The 20,417-nt window shown below is 71.8% G+C and carries 20 protein-coding genes and 1 tRNA gene; 13 read left to right on the forward strand and 8 right to left on the reverse strand.

From position 1 onward, the window contains the following. Window positions 1–51: 51 nt before the first annotated feature. Entirely contained in the window at window positions 52–651 is a 600-nt protein-coding gene (locus tag ABC304_RS08890) for a M15 family metallopeptidase (RefSeq protein WP_412930251.1), read from the forward strand. A 52-nt stretch (window positions 652–703) separates the two neighbouring features. Continuing rightward, a complete protein-coding gene (locus ABC304_RS08895) occupies window positions 704–1,198 on the forward strand; it encodes a metallophosphoesterase family protein (protein WP_412930252.1) in 495 nt (164 codons plus the stop codon). Window positions 1,199–1,260: 62 nt separating this feature from the next. Here the strand turns inward: ABC304_RS08895 and ABC304_RS08900 are convergent, their stop codons facing one another. After that, window positions 1,261–2,337, reverse strand: a complete 1,077-nt coding sequence (locus ABC304_RS08900) for an aggregation-promoting factor C-terminal-like domain-containing protein (RefSeq protein ID WP_412930253.1) — start codon at window positions 2,335–2,337, stop codon at window positions 1,261–1,263. Between the two features lie 228 nt (window positions 2,338–2,565). Between ABC304_RS08900 and ABC304_RS08905 the strand changes: the two genes are divergently transcribed. The 5 genes from ABC304_RS08905 (at window position 2,566) to ABC304_RS08925 (ending at window position 7,610) form a co-directional block, all read left to right on the forward strand. After that, window positions 2,566–3,651, forward strand: a complete 1,086-nt coding sequence (locus ABC304_RS08905; protein ID WP_412930254.1) for a DNA glycosylase AlkZ-like family protein — start codon at window positions 2,566–2,568, stop codon at window positions 3,649–3,651. A 38-nt stretch (window positions 3,652–3,689) separates the two neighbouring features. Further along, entirely contained in the window at window positions 3,690–4,199 is a 510-nt protein-coding gene (locus tag ABC304_RS08910; RefSeq protein WP_412930255.1) for a GNAT family N-acetyltransferase, read from the forward strand. Window positions 4,200–4,657: 458 nt separating this feature from the next. Further along, window positions 4,658–5,611: an aldo/keto reductase gene (locus ABC304_RS08915; RefSeq protein ID WP_412930256.1), complete on the forward strand. Its 954-nt coding sequence runs from the start codon at window positions 4,658–4,660 to the stop codon at window positions 5,609–5,611. After that, complete coding sequence (locus ABC304_RS08920) at window positions 5,608–6,072, forward strand: NUDIX hydrolase (protein WP_412930257.1); 465 nt, start codon at window positions 5,608–5,610, stop codon at window positions 6,070–6,072. Before ABC304_RS08915 ends, ABC304_RS08920 begins: the two co-directional genes overlap by 4 nt. A 116-nt stretch (window positions 6,073–6,188) precedes the next feature. Beyond that, window positions 6,189–7,610, forward strand: coding sequence for an SDR family NAD(P)-dependent oxidoreductase (locus tag ABC304_RS08925; protein WP_412932879.1), 1,422 nt, complete (start codon window positions 6,189–6,191; stop codon window positions 7,608–7,610). Window positions 7,611–7,645: 35 nt separating this feature from the next. Here the strand turns inward: ABC304_RS08925 and ABC304_RS08930 are convergent, their stop codons facing one another. Further along, window positions 7,646–8,671 (reverse strand): LLM class flavin-dependent oxidoreductase, encoded by a 1,026-nt coding sequence (locus ABC304_RS08930; protein WP_412930258.1) that lies wholly within the window; start codon window positions 8,669–8,671, stop codon window positions 7,646–7,648. A 117-nt stretch (window positions 8,672–8,788) separates the two neighbouring features. Here ABC304_RS08930 and ABC304_RS08935 point away from each other — a divergent pair, with 117 nt between their 5' ends. The 5 genes from ABC304_RS08935 to ABC304_RS08955 all read left to right on the forward strand — a co-directional run bounded on the left by ABC304_RS08935 (window position 8,789) and on the right by ABC304_RS08955 (window position 12,847). Further along, the gene (locus tag ABC304_RS08935) at window positions 8,789–9,364 is read left to right on the forward strand and encodes a bifunctional nuclease family protein (protein WP_412930259.1); all 576 of its coding nucleotides are present in this window, start codon (window positions 8,789–8,791) and stop codon (window positions 9,362–9,364) included. 80 nt (window positions 9,365–9,444) lie between these two features. Continuing rightward, window positions 9,445–9,690 (forward strand): hypothetical protein, encoded by a 246-nt coding sequence (locus ABC304_RS08940; protein ID WP_412930260.1) that lies wholly within the window; start codon window positions 9,445–9,447, stop codon window positions 9,688–9,690. Between the two features lie 144 nt (window positions 9,691–9,834). After that, window positions 9,835–10,029 carry a hypothetical protein gene (locus ABC304_RS08945; protein ID WP_412930261.1) on the forward strand — a complete coding sequence of 65 codons (195 nt, stop codon included), beginning with the start codon at window positions 9,835–9,837 and terminating at the stop codon, window positions 10,027–10,029. A gap of 80 nt (window positions 10,030–10,109) precedes the next feature. Continuing rightward, the gene (locus tag ABC304_RS08950) at window positions 10,110–11,912 is read left to right on the forward strand and encodes a glycoside hydrolase family 15 protein (RefSeq protein ID WP_412930262.1); all 1,803 of its coding nucleotides are present in this window, start codon (window positions 10,110–10,112) and stop codon (window positions 11,910–11,912) included. A 38-nt stretch (window positions 11,913–11,950) separates the two neighbouring features. Beyond that, a complete protein-coding gene (locus ABC304_RS08955; RefSeq protein WP_412930263.1) occupies window positions 11,951–12,847 on the forward strand; it encodes an SDR family oxidoreductase in 897 nt (298 codons plus the stop codon). On the opposite strand, the gene ABC304_RS08960 is transcribed toward ABC304_RS08955, so the two are convergent. Continuing rightward, window positions 12,816–13,586 carry a hypothetical protein gene (locus tag ABC304_RS08960; RefSeq protein ID WP_412930264.1) on the reverse strand — a complete coding sequence of 257 codons (771 nt, stop codon included), beginning with the start codon at window positions 13,584–13,586 and terminating at the stop codon, window positions 12,816–12,818. The genes ABC304_RS08955 and ABC304_RS08960 overlap by 32 nt on opposite strands. 259 nt (window positions 13,587–13,845) lie before the next feature. On the opposite strand from ABC304_RS08960, the gene ABC304_RS08965 reads away from it, so the two are divergent. Then, window positions 13,846–15,012, forward strand: a complete 1,167-nt coding sequence (locus ABC304_RS08965) for an LPXTG cell wall anchor domain-containing protein (protein ID WP_412930265.1) — start codon at window positions 13,846–13,848, stop codon at window positions 15,010–15,012. A gap of 112 nt (window positions 15,013–15,124) precedes the next feature. Here the strand turns inward: ABC304_RS08965 and ABC304_RS08970 are convergent, their stop codons facing one another. From ABC304_RS08970 to ABC304_RS08990, 5 genes are all read right to left on the reverse strand, one after another. After that, window positions 15,125–15,937 (reverse strand): DUF1206 domain-containing protein, encoded by an 813-nt coding sequence (locus ABC304_RS08970; RefSeq protein WP_412930266.1) that lies wholly within the window; start codon window positions 15,935–15,937, stop codon window positions 15,125–15,127. Between the two features lie 15 nt (window positions 15,938–15,952). Further along, complete coding sequence (locus tag ABC304_RS08975) at window positions 15,953–16,642, reverse strand: phosphatase PAP2 family protein (RefSeq protein WP_412930267.1); 690 nt, start codon at window positions 16,640–16,642, stop codon at window positions 15,953–15,955. A 107-nt stretch (window positions 16,643–16,749) separates the two neighbouring features. Next, window positions 16,750–16,834 (reverse strand) — tRNA-Ser (locus ABC304_RS08980). Window positions 16,835–16,902: 68 nt separating this feature from the next. Next, window positions 16,903–19,179, reverse strand: coding sequence for a transglutaminase TgpA family protein (locus ABC304_RS08985; RefSeq protein WP_412930268.1), 2,277 nt, complete (start codon window positions 19,177–19,179; stop codon window positions 16,903–16,905). Continuing rightward, window positions 19,166–20,413 (reverse strand): DUF58 domain-containing protein, encoded by a 1,248-nt coding sequence (locus ABC304_RS08990; protein ID WP_412930269.1) that lies wholly within the window; start codon window positions 20,411–20,413, stop codon window positions 19,166–19,168. The genes ABC304_RS08985 and ABC304_RS08990 overlap by 14 nt, the downstream gene beginning before the upstream one ends. Window positions 20,414–20,417 lie beyond the last annotated feature (4 nt).

The following is a 20,417-nucleotide window of genomic DNA, read 5'->3' on the forward strand; positions in this document are numbered from 1 at the left end:
TATGCGTTTGCGCGTACGCCCGGGCAACGCTTCCGCGGCTGGACTCGGACCATGATCTCGTTCGCTGCCTCCGTTCCCGTTCCGCGTCGCCGTCGACGTGCTCCCGCGGTCGCCGTCGTGCTGGCGCTGGTCCTCCTCGCCTCCGGTGCGACGGCCGGTCTGCTCTGGGCGGGGCAGATCCCGGGCGCCACGGCGATACCGGTGTTCGACGCGCCGCCCGGTGCGGACGACGGCATCCTGGTCACGTCCGTGTCGATCCTCGACATCGACGAGCCGGCGATCTCCCGCCTCGATCCCACGTTGCGCGACGCGGTCGGTCAGGCGGCCGACGCGGCGGCCGACGACGGCATCGTGATGGAGATCACGAGCGGCTGGCGCAGTGCGCGCTACCAGCAGCTGATGCTCGACGAGGCGATCACGACATACGGGAGTGCCGCGGAGGCGTCGCGCTGGGTCGCCTCACCGGAGACGTCCGCGCACGTGAGCGGCCGGGCGGTGGACGTCGGTCCGCTCGACGCGCAGTTCTGGATGATGGAGCACGGCGCGCGGTGGGGGCTGTGCCAGATCTACGCCAACGAGCGGTGGCACTACGAGCTGGCGACGACACCGGGCGGCATGTGCCCGGACCAGCGGATGGATGCCGCGGGCTGAGGCCGCGGCATCCGTCTCTCCTCACGGGTCCAGGATCGGGGAGGATCGGGGGATGAGCACGCGACTGCTGCTGGTGTCCGACACGCACATCCCGGGACGCGCACGCCGTCTGCCCGACGCCCTGCTGACGGAGGCCGATGCAGCAGACCTCATCGTCCACGCCGGCGACTGGGTGTCGGCGGCGGTGCTCGACGAGCTGGAGGGTCACGGAGAGGTCGTCGGCGTCCACGGCAACAACGACGGCGATGACCTGCGCGCCCGGCTCCCCGAGATCGCGCGTCGGGAGGTCGACGGCCTCCGGATGGCCGTGATCCACGAGACGGGCGACGCCCGGCGCCGCGAGGCGCGGATGGACGCGGCCTTCCCCGCGACCGATCTGCTCGTCTTCGGCCACAGCCACATCCCGTGGGACACCGTGACGCCGGGCGGCCTGCGACTGCTGAACCCGGGGTCGCCCACCGACCGCCGCCGCCAGCCGCGGCACACGATGATGACCGCGGTCGTGGACGACGGCCGTCTGCGCGACGTGCAGCTCATCGCCCTCTGACCCGGAAACGCCGTGAGGCGCCGCATCCGAGGATGCGACGCCTCACGGGCGGGATCAGGAGGTCAGTACCAGCCGACCGACTGCGAGTGACCCCACGCGCTGCACGGCGAGCCGTACCGGCCCGAGATGTAGCCGAGGCCCCAGGCCACCTGTGTGGCGGCGTTGGTCTGCCAGTCGGCGCCGGCCGAGGCCATCTTGCTGCCGGGGAGGGCCTGCGGGATGCCGGTGGCGCCGCTGCCGGCGTTGTAGGCCTGGTAGTTCCAGCCGGACTCCTTGTTCCAGAGCGAGACGAGGCATCCCATCTGGTCTTCGCCCCAGCCGTAGTTGCCGAGCATCGCGCGAGCCGACGCCTGCGCACCGCCGGGGCTGTTGTCGCCGCCGCCGCTCGGGGCGTAGACGGGGGCCGGAGCGGAGGATCCGCCGGACGAGGAGCTCGACGAGCGCGGGGCCTGGGCCTGGGCCTGGGCGGCGGCCTCGGCCTCGGCGGCCTTCGCGGCGGCCTCGGCCTCAGCGGCGGCTGCGGCAGCCGCGGCGGCCTCGGCAGCCGCGGCGGCCTCGGCCTCCTGCTGGGCCTTCAGTGCGACGGCGGCGTCGAGGCTGCCGCGCAGGCTCGAGACCTGCGCGCTGACGGCCGCGACCTCGTCGGTGACGTGCTCGGTGAGATCGGGCACCAGCGGGGCCGGCAGCGTGGCCGCGCCGGTCTCGAGGCGCTGGGCTGCGGTCTCGAGCGTGGTGGTGTCGACGGTGGTGTCGGGCGTGCCCACGTCGAGTCCGGACGAGGCGATGTCGGCGGCGACGGCCTGCGCGGCCGCGACGGCGTCGTCGGCGGCGGTGAGCGCGGTCTCGGCCTCGCTCGTGGCGGTGTCCGTCGCGGTCTTCGTCGCCGTGGACGGCGTCGAGTACGAGGCGAGGACGAAGCTGGTGCCGGTGGGAGCGGATGCCGCGGCTCCGGAGACCGGAATGGTCCCGGTGAAGCCGGCCGTGGCGACGATGGCCAGGGCGACGCCGGCGGCCACGAGGGCGGGACGGCGGCGGGTGCGGCGCTCGGCCATGCGGCGCTGGCGGCGGGCGTGGGAACCCGTCGTGACGGGCAGGGAGGCGGTGGTGGGCGACGAGGAAGAAGGCGTGTTCGGGCGCATGAAAACCGGTTCCGTATAGGGGATGCGCCATCGGGTCGGCGCTTGAGGCCCGCACAGGCGGGCACAAGTTAGGCAGTCTGCCGGGGTTTTCTGGACGCTTCCAGGGAGTTTCCTGGGCGCGGCGGCGTCTGCTCCCCGGTTTCGGCGTGGTCGGCGGGTCTGGAATGAGAGCACTCTCATCCCCGCGGGCCGATGCGCGTGTCACCGGTGACGGCTACGGTGAGCCGCATGCAGCCCCACCGACTGACCCGCGACGAGGCGCGCCGGCTGGTCGTGCGCGCACAGCTCCTCGACGCCGATCGCCCCGGCGACGTCGTCGAGGTGGCCGAGCAGCTGGGTTACATAAAGATCGATCCGACGGCCGTGATCGCACCCTGCGAGCACACCGTGCTGTGGTCCCGCATCGGCTGGTCGTACGAGGCCGGGCAGCTGAAGAAGGCGGTCGAGCAGGACCGTCTGCTGTTCGAATTCGACGGCGCCTTCCGGCCCGTCAGCCTGCTGCCGCTGATGCGTCCGGCGATGCGCGAGTGGCCGCGGCGGGAGAGCACCCGGCAGTGGCTGGAGGTGAACAGCCGCTTCCGTGCGGACGTGCTGGCGCGCCTGCGAGCCGAGGGGCCGATGCTCGCGTCGGCGATCCCCGACACCGCCGAGGTGAGCCGGCCGCCCGACGGGTGGTCGGGCTCCAACCAGGTGCCGCACATGCTCGACTTCCTGTTGCGCCAGGGCGAGGTGGCGATCGCCGGACGCGAGGGCCGGCACCGCGTGTGGGATCTCGCCGAGCGGGTCTACCCGACCGATCTCCCCGAGATCGACGCCGAGGAAGCGCTCAGGCTGCACGAGGAGCGCAGCCTCCGCTCGTCGGGGATCGCGCGCGTCCACCACCACTGGAGCGGAGTCGGCAAGACGACGGGGGAGCCGGCCGTGGTGGAGGGCGTCTCGACGGCCTACCGCGTCGACCCGGAGGCCCTGGCCGCGCTGCGCGACGACGACGGAGGTCGCGTCGCGTTCCTCAATCCGTACGACAGCCTGCTGTTCGATCGGCGCCGGCTAGAGGAGCTATTCGATTTCACGTACGTCCTCGAGCAGTTCAAGCCGGCACCCCAGCGCGTGTACGGCTACTTCGCGCATCCGATCCTCATGGGCGATCGCTTCGTCGGCATGCTGAACGCGGAGGTCGACCGGAAGGAGGGGATGCTGCGGGTCATCGCCGTCCACGAATTCCTCCCGTTCGAGTCCGAGGAGGTGGAGATGGTGCGCGCGGAGATCGATGAACTGGCCGCCTGGCTCGGGGTGGGGGTCACCGGACTCCCGTGAGGTCGGGACCGGTGTGGTTGCGGCCCTACTCTCGGAGCATGACCCTTCGACACCTCGCCGGCGACGCCGTGCTCCGCGACGCCCGCCCCGGCGACGAGCCCGGCATCCTCGCGTGCATCCAGGCCCTCGCCGACTACGAACGCGAGCCCGACGCGGTCGAGAACACGGTCGAGGCGCTGACGGCCTCGCTCTTCGGCGACGAGCCGCGCGTCTTCGCCCACGTGGTCGAGCAGGACGGTGCCATCCGGGGCATCGCCGTCTGGTTCCTCACCTATTCGACGTGGACCGGACGCCACGGCATCTGGCTCGAAGACCTCTTCGTGGACGAGTCCGGCCGCGGCCAGGGCTGGGGGCTCGCCCTGATCGCCGCGCTCGCCGACGTGTGCGTCGCCCGCGACTACAGCCGCCTGGAGTGGACGGTGCTCGACTGGAACGAGCCGTCGATCGCCTTCTACCGCTCACTCGGCGCGCAGCCCCAGAGCGAGTGGACGAGCCAGCGCCTTACCGGCGACGCCCTGGTCGCTCTCGCCCGCCGCGCCGGCGGTTGATCGCTCCTGCGCGGCGCCTTTCGGTGCGCATTGGTCCTGCCGCAGACATGTTTTCCCACGAGCGATGAACTTCAGGCTCACACACACCGCTGGTTGACGTCCGGCGCAGTGAACTTCACGCTCACACACCCCGGATGCCGACCTGGAACGCAGTGAAATTCACGCTCTCGCAGCCGAATGCCGGGGTTCGATCCACGTCGCCCATCCGAGTGAGCTGAGCTGGGCTCTGTGTGAGCGTGAAATTTAATGAGTCTCCCGTTGGCGGTGAGGCACCGGTGAGCGGGATGGTGAAATGCGTTGCCCTCCATAGAGGACCTCCGTGAGCGCCGAGTTCAACGCCCGCTGGAGAGTGTGTCTGCGCTGAGGGTCGGTGCGAGGCGCAGCCTGACGCGCTGAGCAACGCATCTCGATGGTTGCGAGCGCGGAATAATCGCGCGCGCCGGTCGTTGGCGAGAAGCATGACCCGCATCGGAACAAGCGACCTCGACGTCCTTCCCCTGTCCCTCGGCGGCAACGTGTTCGGCTGGACCGCCGACCGCGACCGGTCGTTCGAGATCCTCGACGCCTTCCACGCCGGCGGCGGCGACTTCATCGATACCGCCGACGCGTACAGCGCGTGGGTGCCGGGCAACTCCGGCGGCGAGAGCGAGACCATCATCGGCGAGTGGCTGGCATCGCGCCGCCCGAGCGGAGTGGTCGTCGCGACCAAGGTCAGCCAGCATCCCGATTTCAAGGGGCTGTCGGCGTCCAACGTCCGCGCCGCCGCCGAAGCCTCGCTGAGCCGACTCGGCGTCGAGTCGATCGACCTCTACTACGCGCACTTCGACGACGCGTCGGTGCCGCTGGAGGAGACCGTCGCCGCGTTCGGACAGCTCGTCACCGACGGTCTCGTGCGCTACACGGCCGTCTCGAACTACAGCGCGGAGCGCATCCGCGAATGGGTGCGCATCGCCGAGGCCGAGGGGCTGCCGAAGCCGGTCGCGATCCAGCCGCACTACAACCTCGTCCACCGCAACGAGGTCGAGGAGACCATCGTTCCGGTGGCACAGGAGTACGGCATGAGCCTCGTGCCGTACTACGCGCTGGCCAGCGGCTTCCTCACGGGGAAGTACCGCTCGACGAGCGCGGAGGGGCAGGATTCCCCGCGCGCCGACGGCGCCGCGAAGTACGCGACGCCGCAGGGCCTCCGCGTGATCGACGCGCTCGAGAGCATCGGCTCGGCCCACGACGCCTCGATCGCGGCCACGGCTCTCGCGTGGCTGCGCGCGCAGCCCACGGTCGTCGCTCCGATCGCCAGCGCATCGCGCGTCGAGCAGGTCGCCGACCTCCTGACCGGCGCCCGCCTCGAGCTCACCGCGGAAGAGCTGGCCGAGCTGGGCCGGGTCTCGGAATGGACGCCGGCCGGCGCGTGAGCACCGACGAACCTCGCGTCCGCAGGACCGCCCGCATCCTCGTCCTCGACGAGGGCGGGTCGGTCCTGCTGATGAAGACGCACTGGGGCCGGCGCACGCGTCCCGCGCGCTGGCTCACCCCGGGCGGCGGCATCGATGCGGGGGAGGACGAGCGCATCGCCGCGGTGCGGGAGCTCTTCGAGGAGACGGGTCTGCAGCTGACGGATGCCGCGGCTCTCGGTGAACCCGTCGCGTTCCGGCGCATCGAGCTCCCGCCTGCCGAGGAGTACCAGGTGCGCGAGGCGACCTACTTCCTGCTCCGCACGCCGCGCTTCGAGCTGTCGGACGCGGACTGGACGGACAGCGAGAAGGACGACATCGTCGGAGTCCGCTGGTTCGAGCCCGACGAGCTCGGGGCCCCGGGGGAGGACTTCGACCCCGAGGGGATCCGTTCCGTGCTCGCCGAGGCGCTGCGCGCCTGAAGGTCTCAGGAAGGCCTCGGATAGAATCTTCTGTGCCTTCCGAACCGGTCCTCGACGCCTCGTCCGACGGCGACCCCGCTGACACCGCGGCCGCCGCCTCCTTCTCGCCTGAGGAGCTGGCCATCGCGCTGCGGGTCATCGACGCCGTCAGCGACCTCGACGCCGGGCATCCCCACTACGTCACCCTCCGCCGTGCGACCGGGAAGATGTACAAGGACGTCAAGCGGCTCGGACGTCTGGCGAAGCGCGCGCGCATCGCCGCCGCCGACCGCGCGGTCGTGGCCGCGACCGCGACGGGTGCACACGACCGCATCGACGACGAGACCCGCGGCATCCCGCTCGCCGCCCGTCAGAAGACGCCGACCGCGGGTGAGCTGATCAAGGCGCGCGGGTGCTACATCTGCAAGAAGCCGTACACGGTCGTCGATGCGTTCTACCACCAGCTCTGCCCCGACTGCGCCGCGCTGAGCCACGAGAAGCGGGACGCCCGCACCGACCTGACCGGCAAGCGCGCACTCCTCACGGGCGGGCGCGCCAAGATCGGCATGTACATCGCGCTGCGCCTGCTGCGCGACGGCGCGCACACGACGATCACGACACGCTTCCCGCGCGACGCGGTGCGGCGCTTCAGCGCCCTCCCCGACTCCGGCGACTGGCTCCACCGCCTCAAGATCGTCGGCATCGACCTGCGCGACCCCGCTCAGGTGATCGCGCTCGCCGACGCCGTGGCCGCCGACGGTCCGCTGGACATCCTCATCAACAACGCGGCGCAGACGGTGCGCCGCTCGGCCGGCGCCTACAAGCCGCTCGTCGACGCGGAGCTCGCGCCCCTGCCGTCCGGCCCGCTGCCGGAGCTGCTCACATTCGGGCACACGAACGATGCGCACCCGCTCGCTCTGGCGCAGTCCGTCTCGAGCCATCCGATCCTCGCGTCGGCCGCCCGCACGGCGGATCAGCTCACCGCCGAGGCGATGGCGGCGGGGTCGTCGTCGCTCGAGCGGCTCGCCGCCGGCACGGCGATCGACGCGGGCGGTCTGCTGCCCGACGAGCATCACGTGAACAGCTGGACCCAGAGGGTGGACGAGGTCGAGCCCCTCGAGATGCTCGAGGTGCAGCTCGCCAACATGACCGCGCCGTTCCTGCTCGTGTCGCGTCTGCGGTCGTCGCTCGCGGCGTCGTCAGCGCGCCGGACGTACATCGTCAACGTCTCGGCGATGGAGGGCGTCTTCGGCCGCGGGTACAAGGGGCCGGGGCATCCGCACACGAACATGGCGAAGGCCGGCCTGAACATGCTCACGCGCACGAGCGCGCGCGAGATGTTCGAGAGCGACCGCATCCTGATGACCGCCGTCGACACCGGCTGGATCACCGACGAGCGCCCGCACTACACGAAGGTGCGACTGGCCGAGGAGGGCTTCCACGCCCCACTCGACCTCGTCGACGGCGCCGCCCGGGTCTACGACCCCATCGTGCGCGGTGAGGCCGGCGAGGATCTCTTCGGCGTCTTCCTCAAGGACTACGCGCCCGGCTCCTGGTGAAGCCGGGCGCGTGAGAAGCGAGGGGTGAGCTCGCGTCAGACCCGCGTGCCGACCCAGCCGAGGGCCGGAGCCACGTACTTCGCGAACGACTCGACGATGCGCAGGTTGAAGGCGACACCGAGCTGCGACGGGATCGTCAGCATCAGCGTGTCGGCCGCGGCGATCGCCGCGTCGTTCTTCAGCTGCTCGACCAGCTCGTCGGGCTCCGCGGCATACGTCTTACCGAACGTCGAGCGCATGCCGTCGATGATGCCGATCTGGTCGCCGTCCTGACGGCCGCCGAAGTACATGTGGTCCTCGGCGGTGGTGAGCGGGAAGATCGAGCGGCTCACCGATGTGCGGGGCGTGCCCTCGTGCCCGGCCGCGCTCCAGGCGGCCCGGAACGCGTCGATCTGCTCCGCCTGGAGGATGTCGAACGGGCGTCCGTCGGCGGAGGTCAGCAGCGTGGACGACATGAGGTTGACGCCCATGCGGCCCGCCCACTCGGCGGAGTCGCGGTTGCCGGCTCCCCACCAGATGCGCGAGCGGAGTCCGGGGGAGTGCGGCTCGATGCGCTGCAGGCCCGACCCGCCTCCGAACGGGCTCATCGGGTCGCGCTCGGCGAGCCCCTCGCCCTCGACGGCGCGCAGGAACAGGTCGAAGTGCTCGCGGGCGAGGTCGGCGCCACGCTCGTCTTCGGCGGTGTAGCCGAAGGTCTCGTAGCCGCGGGTGACGGTCTCGGGTGACCCACGGCTCACGCCGAGAGCGAGTCGCCCGTCGCTGATGAGGTCGACCGCGGCCGCCTCCTCCGCGAGGTAGAGGGGGTTCTCGTACCGCATGTCGATGACGCCGGTGCCGACCTCGATGCGACGCGTGCGCGCCGCGATCGCGGCCAGCAGCGGCATGGGCGCGGCCTGCTGCCGGGCGAAGTGGTGCACGCGGAAGTACGCGCCGTCCACGCCGAGGTCGTCCATGCCCTGCGCGAGGTCGATCGCCTGCAACATCGAGTCGCCCGCGGTCAGCTGACGGCCGTTGCCGAGGGGTCCGTAGTGTCCGAAGGACAGGGTGCCGAATCGTTCCATGATGGATGCAACGGTATCGCCGCGGCATCCATTCCGATGCATGGATGCCGCGACCCCACCGTCTCCGGACAGCCCGACGAAGGGCACCGGGCCTCGCGTGCGATCTAGCATGGCCCCATGGGCGCGGGTGGAGAGCGGGTCAAGGTGAGGGTCGCCGGTGTCGCCGTCGACGGCTCCGGGCAGCACGTGATCCTGCTCAAGCCCCTGAACGACGAGGAGGACGACGGCCTCATCCTGCCCATCTGGATCGGCGAGCAGGAGGCGACGTCGATCCTCGTGGCGATCCAGGGCGCACGCGCCCCCCGGCCGCTCGCGCACGATCTCATGCGCGACATGCTCGACTCGCTCGGCGCGACCGTCGACGAGGTGGAGATCGTCCGCATCGAGGACGGCACGTTCTTCGCCGAGGTGGTGCTCTCGGCGCCGTCCGGCGTCCGCCGGCTCGACGCTCGTCCGTCCGACGCGGTCGCGCTCGCCTCCCGTACCGAGGCGCCCATCTGGCTGGCCACGGCGGTGCTGGAGGAGGCGGGGATCCCCGACACCGTCACGGGCGACGACGACGATGAGGACGACGCCGGCGACGCGCCGACGTCGAGCCCCGCCGCCGTCGGCGGCCCCGATGCCGAGGCGCGCGTCGACGAGTTCAAGCGCTTCCTCGACGACGTGGACCCGGACGACTTCCGCGACGACTGACCCCTCGCGCACCGCCGGCGATTTGTCAAGCCCGCAGCGATCGCGTGTACGCCGGTGCACAGTCGGTGCAGGAGGTTGTCATGCACCGCACCGCCACCCTGGCCGACGGCGCCTCCTCCGCCGCGCTGCCGCCGCTCGCCGAATGGTGGCCGCACCTCACCGACGGTGCCCGCCATGCGATCCTCCGCGACCTCGACGGTCCGTTCCCGTCGCGGGTGCTGCGTGAGATCGAGCGCGCCGCGGGCTGTGCGGTGGGTGAGGCCGACCGGCTCCGCGACGACGACCGGCACGACCTCGTCGGCGGCGCCGGCGCCGTCGCCTGCTGACCCGCGCCACCGGACGCGCTCGACGAGACGCAGCCGCACAGCGGGGGCCGCAGCATCCGATCAGACTGCGGTCGTGAGGTCAACCGCCTCGACCGTCGCGCCGACAGTGGGGCACACTGGCACCTCCATCGAAAGGAGGTCGACATGAGCGACCACGCTGACGCGAACCTGCAGGGCGATCCCGGAGCAGACACCGAAGCCGACACGGCCTCGGGCGGAGCACCGGAAGACCCGCAGACGCCCGAGAGCACCTACACGGGCGAGACCGATGCGAGCGGTGCCGGCGACGAGTCGACCGACGACGGCGGACAGCCCGTCGACAACCCGTCCGGCGGCTGATTCGCGCGTGCAGGATGCCCCACGCGGCCGCCGCGCGCAAGGCCCCGGCCCTGCGGCGCGGCGCGCCTAGCGTGGGAAGCGTGTCCCGAGCCTCCGCGCCCTCCTCGTCCGCTCAGCCCGCGGGCGAAGACCTCTCCTCGTACGCAGCGATCGGCGACGGGCGGACGGTCGCCCTCATCGGGCTGCGCGGACAGGTCGACTGGATGCCGGTGCCCAACCTCGGCTCGCTGCCCGTCTTCGCTCGCCTCCTCGACGACGACACCGGCGGCTGCATCGAGCTCGAGCCGGTGGGGGACTACACCGTCACCCGCGCCTACGTCGCCGACACCAATGTGCTGACCACGACCTTCACCACCGAGGACGGTGTCGCCACGGTCACCGACGCGCTCGTGACCGGCATCGCCGGGCGACTGCCGTGGGCCGAGCTCGCACGGCGCATCGACGGCGTGAGCGGCACGGTCCGCTTCCGCTGGCACGTGCGTCCGGGCACGGCGCTCGGCACCGCCTCGCCGTGGATCGACCAGACGCCGCAGGGGCCGATGATCCGCACGGGCAAGACGGCCATCGCCGTGGTCGGCGAGGGCCACGGCCGCCCGAAGGCCGAGACCGACGGCGTCGCCGAGATCGCCGGGGCCTTCGCCACGGAGAAGGGTTCCCGCTCGCTGCTCATCATCGTCGCCACGCACGACGAGCCCCTGCATCTGCCGGTACCGGCGAACGTCGACATCGGCATCGACCGGACCATCGCCAACTGGGAGCACTGGTCGTCGGAGTTCTCCTACGACGGCCCGTGGCGTGCGGCGGTGCAGCGCAGCGCTCTGGCGCTCAAGCTCCTCATCTACAGCCCCACCGGCGCGATCGCCGCTGCGGCGACGACGTCGCTGCCGGAGAACCCCCGCGGCGACAAGAACTGGGACTATCGCTTCGCCTGGGTGCGCGATCTCGCCTACACCGTGCATGCGCTCGTGCGCTTCGGGCTCCGCGAGGAGACGCACGCCGCCCTGTCGTGGATGCTGCAGACCATCCGCGAGAACGGGCCGGAGCTGCACATCTTCTACGGCCTCGACGGCACCGTCCCCGGCGGCACGCGCGAGTACGACGTCGACGGCTGGCGCGGCATCGGCCCCGTTGTCACGGGCAACCCCGCCCAGGGTCAGCTGCAGCTGGGCGTCTACGGCGACCTCATCGCGATCTGCCGCACCTACGTCGATGCGGGCAACGTGCTCGACATCGGCACCAGCCGTCTGCTGGCCGAGATCGCCGATCGCACGTGCGACGTGTGGCGGAACGAGGATGCCGGCATGTGGGAGCTTCCGGAGCACCACCACTACACCTCCTCGAAGATGGGCTGCTGGCAGGCGCTGCGCGATGCCGTGCACCTCGCCGAGGTCGGCCAGATCCCCGGCAGCGCCGCGCGCTGGCGCGTCGAGCGGGATCGCATCGAGGACTGGGTCGCTGAGCACTGCTGGTCGGAGGAGGCCGGCGCCTACGTCATGCACCCCGACACCACGGAGCTGGACGCCTCGGTGCTGCTTCACGCGCCCAGCGGCTTCGATCGCGGCGAGCGGATGTCGGCCACGATCGACCGGCTGACCGAGGAGCTCGGCGCGGGCCACCACCTCTACCGCTACTCCGGCATGCAGAAGGAGGAGTACGCCTTCGTGGCGTGCGGCTTCTGGCGTGCCGCCGCCCTCGCCTGCGTCGGCCGTCACGAGGAGGCCGTCGAGGCCATGGACGCGCTGGTCGACGACGCCAACGACGTCGGCCTGTACGCCGAGATGATCGACCCCGTCGACGGCTCCTTCTGGGGCAACCTCCCGCAGGGCCTCAGTCACCTGGCCCTGATCACGGCGGCGCTCACGATCGACGAACTCACCCCCTGACTCGCCAAAGACCTGAACACCGACGAGAGAAGAGACGAATGTCCACGGACCAGTACACCTTCACCGACCCCACCGCCATGTACGCCGACATCCAGCCCGAAGCCAAGCACCAGCCGGAGCCCGGACTCGACGCCGACATGACGCCGCGCGCCGACCTCGGCGAGAAGACCTATCGCGGCACCGGTCGCCTCACCGGCCGTAAGGCGCTCATCACCGGCGGGGACTCCGGCATCGGAGCCGCCACCGCGATCGCCTTCGCCCGCGAGGGCGCGGACCTCGTGCTGTCGTACCTGCCCGAGGAGGAGGAGGATGCCGCGCGCATCGCCGGCCTCGTGCGCGACGAGGGCCGCACGGCCCTGACGATCCCCGGCGACCTGCGCGACCCCGACTACTGCCGCGACCTGGTCGCCCAGGCCGTCGAGGGCCTCGGCGGACTCGACATCCTCGTGAACAACGGCGGCAAGCAGATCTTCAACGAAGACCTGACCACCCTGACCGACGAGCAGTTCGACGACACCTTCAAGACGAACGTCTACGCGATGTTCTGGATCACCAAGGCGGCGCTGCCGCACCTGACGCCCGGATCGGCCATCATCAACACCACGTCGATCCAGGCTTACTCGCCGTCGGACATCCTGGTGGACTACGCCTCGACGAAGGCGACCATCAACGCCTTCACCAAGGCGCTCGCCCAGCAGCTCGCGCCGAAGGGCATCCGCGTGAACGCGGTCGCCCCCGGCCCGATCTGGACCCCGCTGCAGGTGAGCGACGGCCAGCCCCAGGAGAAGATCGACAGCTTCGGCGAGGACACCCCGCTCGGACGCATGGGCCAGCCGGCCGAACTCGCCCCCGCGTACGTGTTCCTCGCGTCGCCCGAGTCCAGCTACGTGATGGGCGAGACGCTCAACGTGAACGGCGGGATGCCCACTCCCTGATGCGTGCCCCGAAGGCCCTCCGCTGTCCGCGGGGGGCCTTCGTCGTGCGGCCGGGGCCGTCCTGCGCCATCCGGTACGACGGCTGGCGCAGCAGGCGCACGACCTCGTACGTGCCGGCGCCGGGGATCGCGTGCCGGACGGCGTCGAAGCGCATCATCCGGTCGTCCTGGTCCCGGTCGACGCGGAGCGCGACGACGGCGAACGGATGCCACGGCCCCGAGCCGTGCGCGAACGACAGCTCCAGACGCCGCGGCTCGGAGGCGAGAACGTGCCGGAGGGCCGTCAGGTCGGCGGGAAGCCGTCGGCCGGATCGGCGCGCGGAGACGTGGACCGGACCGGCATCCGTCCGGTAGGGGAGCAGGGTTGCGAAGGTCGCCTGTGACACGGTCCACCGGGGGAGGAGCAGGAACCGACCCGGAACCCCGCGACCGGTGGTCGCCAGCTCGAGGTCGCCGAAGCCGCCGTCGCCGGTGTCCGCGCGCAGCGCCAGCCCGATGACGTCGGGCAGGAGCGGGGGGAGGCCGACGGAGCGCGACAACCGCGCCCGCGTCGGCGCGCGCGTGCCGGCGGGCTGGTCGATCCAGGTGATCCCGGATGCCGGTGCCCCCGGCATCCACTCCACCTCGCCTCTCAGCAGCAGCCCGTGCGGATGGATCGGCCGCGGGCGGCGGACGCGCAGGATCAGCGCAATGGCGCCGCGCAGAACACGACCCAGCAGGCGGGCGATGAGGGTGGGCACGCGAGGAGTCTGCGTGCCTGACCGGACGGATGCCACGGCCGTGGCGTCGATGCGGTCGCCGGGCTACGATGCCCGGGCCCGAAAGCCCGAATCGGCTGGCGCCGGCAACCGGTATACCGGTAGGTTCACGAGTACCGTGCCTCTCCCGAGGGGACGGTGCGTCGCCGTCCGTTCGTCTCGCCGCGGATCAGACACGTCGCGCTGCGCACAGGGACCGCCGGACGACCGTCACGCGGCCCTGCGAACCGTGAAGGACGTCGTGAAGAATCGATTCGCCTGGCGACGGATGCTGGCACTGCCGGCCGTCGCCGCGCTCGCCCTCGGTGGTCTGCTGGTCGCCGCGCCCGCGGCCAGCGCCGCCGAGACCCCGGCCCTCCTCATCACCTCGCCCCTGCCCGGGGGGACCGTCCAGTCGCGGACGGTGACGATCTCCGGTACGACCAACGCCGGGGCTTCGGTCGTGGTGACCTCGGCGGACGGACTCACCGAGCTGGGCCGCACCGAGGTGCCCGGCACGGACGGCGCGCTGACCCCGTTCTCGGTCGAGCTGACCCCCTACGCCGACGACGCTCCGACCGCGCAGTCCGTGCTCGTGACGGCGACCTACGACGGCACCCCGCTGCCGTCGCTGCCCCTCGACTTCGTGCTGCCCGCCGGCCCGCAGGATTCCGCCTTCGACGTGCTGAGCCCCATGCCGGGCGAGACGGTCCTGGCGCGCACCGTGGTGTTCGCCGGCACCGGAGATGACGGAGCCACCGTGACGGTCCTCGACAAAGAGGGGCAGCCCGTCGCCGGAACCGCGCCGGTGGTCGTCGCCGACGGACAGTGGATCACCGTCGGCACCTACGGCCCCGATGCGCCGACCGCGCAGTCTGTGACCGTCACGCAGGTGCTCGAGGGCGCCCCCGACCAGGAGAAGACGGTGGAGTTCGCCCTCCCCGTCCTGCTGCCCGCCCCCGTCATCACCGCGCCCACCAACGGTCAGGCTCTGACCGGTTCGACCGTGACCTTCACCGGAACCGGCACGCCCGGCACCAACGTCCTGCTCGCCGTGCTGCCGACGGCGTCGCTGCAGGAGCTGTCCGCCCAGGCGGCCGAGCCCGCCGACCCCGAGGACCCGATCCTCGTGGACGCCGCTGGCGACTGGTCGGTCACCGCCGAGCTCCTGCCCGGCGACTGGACCGCCGCCGCGGTGCTGGTCCAGCGCGACGAGAACGGTCAGGTCGCGAACATCCTGTCCGACCCGTCGGCCGAGGTGCAGTTCACCCTGACGCCCGCCGTCGCCCCCGTCATGCCGGCCAACACGGTGAAGACGCTCGCGAACACCGGCCCGAAGGACGTCGGCGGCTTCGCCGTCGCCGGGGCGCTGTTCACCGTGGCAGGTGCAGCGCTAATGATCGTGCGTCGCCGTCGGATCACGAGCTGACCGACCGCAGCGCCTGACGCACATCGCCCCGCCGTCCTCGGACGGCGGGGCGATGTGCTGTGCGGCGCCCGCGGGGTGATGGTCGGCCCGGCGGGTGTCGACCGCGCCGAGGTCACATGCGCGCGTAGCGCGCGCGGGCGAAGCAGAAGAGGCCGTAGAGAACGAGGCCGGCGCCGACCACCCAGAGGATCGCCACGCCGAACGGCAGGGTCGTCAGCGTGTAGAGCGCGGAGTTCAGGCCTCCGGCGGTCTCGGGGTCGTGGGTGAACGCCGCCACGACGAAGAGGATGCCCGCGACGCCCACCGCGATGCCCTTGGCGATGTAGCCGACGACACCGAACGCGACGATGCCCGACTTCGCCGCGCCCGACGGCAGGGCGAGCTTCTTGGTGAAGGCGCGCGTGATGCCGCGGACGACGAAGGCCGCGCCCACGCCGGCGATGACGAGTCCGACGAGCACGAGCAGGACGATCCCGCCGGGGGAGGCCATGAGGCTCGCGCTGAGGCTCTGCGACGACTCGGACGAGTCGGAGGAGCCGCCGACGGCGAACGTGATGCCGGTGATGGCGATCGCGATGTAGGCCACGGCGGTGCCGAGGAACTTGATCCGCTGCCCCCACGCCTTCTTGGCGTCGGGCTCGCGGACGAGCAGAGCCTCCGCGATCTGCCAGACGGCGAGCGCGGCCATGCCGGCCACGACGATCCACAGGAGGGCCACGCCGAGCGGGGACTGCTGGATCTGCGTCAGTGCGCCGCCCTGGTCGGCCTCTCCGGATCCGCCGCCCGCGACCGTGATCGCGATGAGGCCGATCAGCAGATGCAGCACCCCGAGGACGACGTACCCGATGCGGGCGAGCACCTCGAAGACGGCCGAGTCCTGCGCCGCGCGCGCTGCGGACCCGGCGGTGGAGCTGTTCGATGCCATGGGCGTGGTGTCCTCTCAGTCGGTGACGGCGGACGCGAGCGCGCTCCGTCGTCTCGCGCGGCGATCGCGGTACGCCTCGATGGCGCACCACACGAGGCAGGTCACCGCGATGCCCTCCAGCATGCCCGCGGTCACGTCGCTCAGCCAGTGGGCGCGCAGGTAGGTGCGGCTCCACATCATGGCCAGCACCCAGCAGGCGCCGAGCACCCAGACGTACCAGCGGCGCAGCAGCAGGGCCAGGATGAGCGCGACGGTCGTCGCGACGGCCGTGTGCCCGGACGGGAACGAGGTCGCGTTGTTCTCGGCCATCGAGTCGGCGGGCCGCACGCGGGCGATGACCGCCGCGAGCGTGGTGCCGATCGCGACGACGAACACCATGGCGGCGGCGAGCGTCGCGGCATCCCACGGTCGTCTTCGCCAGAGGAAGAGGAGGATGACGACGATCCCGGTGATGATCATGCCGATCGTGCCGCCCACGGTCGCGGGGATCCGCGCGAGCGTCGTGATGGGATCACTCGCGCTCGCGACCATGAGCCCGTGCCACCACTCGTCGATCGGGAACGGTGCCCGGTTGCCGATGTCGACGGCGACGCGGAGCGCGACGAAGGCGACCGTGGCCACGACGCCGACGACGAGCGCCACCGCCCGGCGCGCGTCGGGCGGGAGCGCAGCAGCAGGCGGCGCCGGCGGGGCGGTGTCACTCATCGGCGGGCCTCGGCGATCGGGTCTCCCCGATGCGTCACGAGTCGTCGTCAACTGTGCGAGAGGCAACGGGATGCAGGGTGTGGTGGTCTCCGAGGAGACTACAGGGGCGGAGGATGGGGGATTCGAACCCCCGAGGGCTTGCACCCAACACGCTTTCCAAGCGTGCGCCATAGGCCACTAGGCGAATCCTCCTGAGCCCCGGAGGGCCGTCGACCATCCTACCCTCACGCCCGGCCCGCCCGTGCACGGGCCCTCGGGCGTCAGTGCGAGCGGGAGGGCACGGTGCCGGCGTACACGCTGCCGGGGCGCACCACGAGCGACCGCGGTGCCGCGACGGCGAGCAGTCGGCGTGCCGGTGCGGCGGACCGCAGCATCGACGCCCGGACGGCGGCCGCGGCATCCGTCATCTCCTGCCCCCGCTCGGGGTGCAGCCGGTGCCCCGGCGCGTAGCTCGCGCGCTCGATCGTCTGCACGAGCACCGACATGGCCTCGCCGGACGCCCCGTGCTCCGCGACCAGCCGCGCGCCCAGCAGCCTCGGCGATTCGCTGGCGGGCACCGCGATGCCCAGATCCAGCGCCTGGTCCTGGATGCTGCGCCATGCCGCCGCCGCGTCGCCCCTGCGAGCTGCGGCGACGAGCCGTCGCCGCAGCAGGAGGCGGAGGATCGCCGGGACGGCGAGGGCCAGCAGGATGCCGAGCACCAGCGAGACCGTCGGCACGGCGGCCGTCGCGCTGCGCGTCGTGCCCGCCTGCACGTCACCGGACGGGAGTCCGTCGTCGAGGGGGTCGATCGTCGACTGCGGGGAGGCGGAGGCCGCAGGCTCCGGGGCCGTCTCGGGCGTCTCGCCGGGGTTGCCGGTCGCGAGCGACTCCGAGGCGAAGTTGGTGGGGACGCCGAGGCTGTTCGTGGGCTCGAACTGCACCCAGCCCACGCCGCCGAAGTACACCTCGGGCCACGCGTGCAGCTGCCCGCTCTGCACGGTGTAGACCGTCTGCTTCTCCTGCAGCTCGCCGGTGCTCGTGCCGGGGAGGTAGCCGACGACGATGCGCGACGGCATGCCGAGGGTGCGGGCCATGAGGGCGAACGCGGAGGCGTAGTGCACGCAGTACCCCTCCTTGACGTTGAGGAAGTCAGCCACGGCGTCCGCGCCGGACCCGTCGAAGCCCTCTTCGACGGGGGCCTCCAGCGAGTAGCGGAAGTCCGAGCCGCGGAACCACGACTGCAGGTCGTGCAGCTTGTCGTAGTCGGTCGAGGAGGCCCCGGTGACCTCGGCCGCCGTCCGCGCGATCACGGGCGGGAGGTCGGCCGGCAGGGCCAGCAGCTCCGGGCCGAGCCCGGTGCCGTCGGCGCTGCGGGTGCGGATCTGCTCGAGCGTGGGTCGCGGCTGCTCGGTGACGACGCGATACTGCTGGCCCTGCGAGGAGCCGTCCCGGCTCACGACGGTGCGGTTGGCGGGCACGGCGCCCCAGTCGCCGTTGAGGCCGGTGACCTCCACGGCGGGGAAGGCGACCGGCAGCCACGGCGTGACGAGGTTCTGCACCTCGACGAGCGTGGAGTTCTCGGTCAGGGCGATGCCGTCATCGACCGTCACCGGTCCGAGCGAATCGGCGTCGCCGAGCGGGAGGGTGCGCGAGCGGTCGGGCTGCCACACGTCGCCGTCGAACGTCGAGAGGGTGACGGCGCGCAGGTACGGTGCGCTGGGCGCGCTCGTGCGCACGCGCAGCACGTCCACGTCAGCCGGCCGGCGCAGGTCGTCGCCGAGCGACAGGGTCGGATCGATCGAGGCGCCCACGCCGTTGCCGACCCCGCCCGCCGTCACCGGAGCGGGCAGCAGCGGTGTGGCGACCAGGGCGACGACGACGCCGATCGCGCCGATCCCGATCGCCGTCGCGCCGACACCGCCGGCCACCGAGCGGGAGGTCTGCGGGGCCGCCGTGGAGCGGTGGCGGGAACGCACCTCGATCCGCAGCAGGAACAGGATCGCCACGGCCAGCAGGACGAATGCCGCGACGTTGATCGGCCCCGGGACGGCGATGGAGGGGATGAGCGAGATCGCGATGAGCCCGACCGCGGCCAGCAGCGGCATCCGCGCCGTCAGCACGACGTGGTCGATGACGATGGTGAGCAGGCCCATCGACGCGACGATGAAGAAGGTCAGCCCGGCCTCGGGCGGCAGCGGCGCCGCGCCCTGCACGATGGCGTCGAACGCGGAGCGCAGCAGGTCGGGGACGCGCCGCAAACTCTCCGGTGTCGGGAACAGGCCGAACAGCGCCGTGTCGCGCAGGAACGAGAGGGTGATGAGCAGCACCCAGACGACGGCCTCCACGAGACTCACCGCCACCGCGGGCAGGCGGAACCACCGGCAGGCGTAGCCGACGGCGAGGATGATCGCCGCCAGCACCACAGCGCCGGGCACCCAGGAGCCGGATTCCACGACCCTCAGCAGCGGCAGGAGCGAGGCGAAGACGGCGACGAACACGCCGAGCGTGAGGGCGAGCTCGGCCGGCCGGCGCGTTCGGGTGTCAGGCGACGACATGACCGACCCCCCGGTCAACCGCCATCGACCACGTCGACGCGAAGTCGTCGTCCAGGCCGATGGCCGCCGCCCGCCATCCGACCTCGGCCGCGCGCTCGAGGCCGCCGTCGGAGGGCGAGACGGCCAGCAGCAGCGGATACGTCGTGTGGTGTGCGAGCGGGGCGAGAGCCGCGGCATCCTCTCTGTCGAAGCGACCCGTGATGACGATGACGGGTCCGGCGGTGGCGCCGGTGAACAGGTGAGGAAGGCGTGGGAGGTGGTCGTCGCGGCGGCTGGTGATGGTCGCGAGCTGGCGGGTGAGCTCCTCCACCTGCACCGACTCGCCGCCGTCGATCGGCTCGGAGAGGGAGGTGCCGTCGGAGTCGATGACCTCCACGGCGTAGCCGTCCTGCACCAGCCGCGACACCACCGAGACGCAGGCGGACACCGCGCGTTCGAAGCCCGGGTCGTTGCCGGGCGCGATCATGGCGTCGGTCGCCCAGCGCAGCGCCCCGCGGTCGAGTACGACGGTGGCCTCGGGGGTCGACTCCTGCTCCTCCTGGCGCACCATGAGCGAATCCGCGTGCGCGGTGGCCCGCCAGTGGATGCGCCGCATGGAGTCGCCGGGGCTGTAGGGCCGTGCGATGAGGTTGTCGGCGCCCTGGCCGAGCTGGTTCGTCGTCGAGTGCTGGGTGCCGCCGGTGTCTCCGGCGACGGCACTGAGTGCGGTCAGCTCGGTCACGGCCGGCACGACGACGACGCGCGTGCGATCGCCGAGGAGATTCTGGCGCCGCGTGAGCCCGAACGGATCCGACGAGGTCACCGACAGGGGACCGATGGAATGGATGCCGCGGCGCACCCCGGTCACGGTGTAGACGAGGTCGACCGACCGGTCGCCGGAGCGGAGCCCCGAGCCGAGCGCAGGGAAGATGCCCTGCGCGCGGCCGGAGAGCCCGCGCGGCAGCGCGTCGCGCCACGCGCCCGGCGCGCTGGGCATCGCAGTGCGGACGCCCACGCGCACCGTGACGACCGCGTCCTGGTCGACGGCCACCACGTCGGGTTCGAGCGCGCGCGTGACGTTCTCGGTGCGATGCGCGAGGTGGAGCGAGATGAGGCTCGCGACGAGCACGGCCAGCAGCAGCACGCCGAAGTAGACCAGCTCGATGACGCCCAGCTCAGCGGCGAGGATGAAGCATCCGAGAGCCAGCGCCAACGCCCCCGTGCCCCGCACGGTGAACGGCCAGAGGCGTCGCATGGGT

Source organism: Microbacterium jepli (genome assembly GCF_047237905.1).
In the GTDB taxonomy this organism is placed as follows: domain Bacteria; phylum Actinomycetota; class Actinomycetes; order Actinomycetales; family Microbacteriaceae; genus Microbacterium.

Coding starts and splice junctions, on each gene's coding strand:
- ABC304_RS08940 (WP_412930260.1), top strand. CDS start 9,445: ATGCACCGCACCGCCACCCTGGCCGACGGCGCCTCCTCCGCCGCGCTG.
- ABC304_RS08975 (WP_412930267.1), bottom strand. CDS start 16,642: ATGAGTGACACCGCCCCGCCGGCGCCGCCTGCTGCTGCGCTCCCGCCC.
- ABC304_RS08915 (WP_412930256.1), top strand. CDS start 4,658: ATGACCCGCATCGGAACAAGCGACCTCGACGTCCTTCCCCTGTCCCTC.
- ABC304_RS08970 (WP_412930266.1), bottom strand. CDS start 15,937: ATGGCATCGAACAGCTCCACCGCCGGGTCCGCAGCGCGCGCGGCGCAG.
- ABC304_RS08900 (WP_412930253.1), bottom strand. CDS start 2,337: ATGCGCCCGAACACGCCTTCTTCCTCGTCGCCCACCACCGCCTCCCTG.
- ABC304_RS08895 (WP_412930252.1), top strand. CDS start 704: ATGAGCACGCGACTGCTGCTGGTGTCCGACACGCACATCCCGGGACGC.
- ABC304_RS08955 (WP_412930263.1), top strand. CDS start 11,951: ATGTCCACGGACCAGTACACCTTCACCGACCCCACCGCCATGTACGCC.
- ABC304_RS08890 (WP_412930251.1), top strand. CDS start 52: ATGATCTCGTTCGCTGCCTCCGTTCCCGTTCCGCGTCGCCGTCGACGT.
- ABC304_RS08930 (WP_412930258.1), bottom strand. CDS start 8,671: ATGGAACGATTCGGCACCCTGTCCTTCGGACACTACGGACCCCTCGGC.
- ABC304_RS08935 (WP_412930259.1), top strand. CDS start 8,789: ATGGGCGCGGGTGGAGAGCGGGTCAAGGTGAGGGTCGCCGGTGTCGCC.
- ABC304_RS08905 (WP_412930254.1), top strand. CDS start 2,566: ATGCAGCCCCACCGACTGACCCGCGACGAGGCGCGCCGGCTGGTCGTG.
- ABC304_RS08990 (WP_412930269.1), bottom strand. CDS start 20,413: ATGCGACGCCTCTGGCCGTTCACCGTGCGGGGCACGGGGGCGTTGGCG.
- ABC304_RS08910 (WP_412930255.1), top strand. CDS start 3,690: ATGACCCTTCGACACCTCGCCGGCGACGCCGTGCTCCGCGACGCCCGC.
- ABC304_RS08945 (WP_412930261.1), top strand. CDS start 9,835: ATGAGCGACCACGCTGACGCGAACCTGCAGGGCGATCCCGGAGCAGAC.
- ABC304_RS08985 (WP_412930268.1), bottom strand. CDS start 19,179: ATGTCGTCGCCTGACACCCGAACGCGCCGGCCGGCCGAGCTCGCCCTC.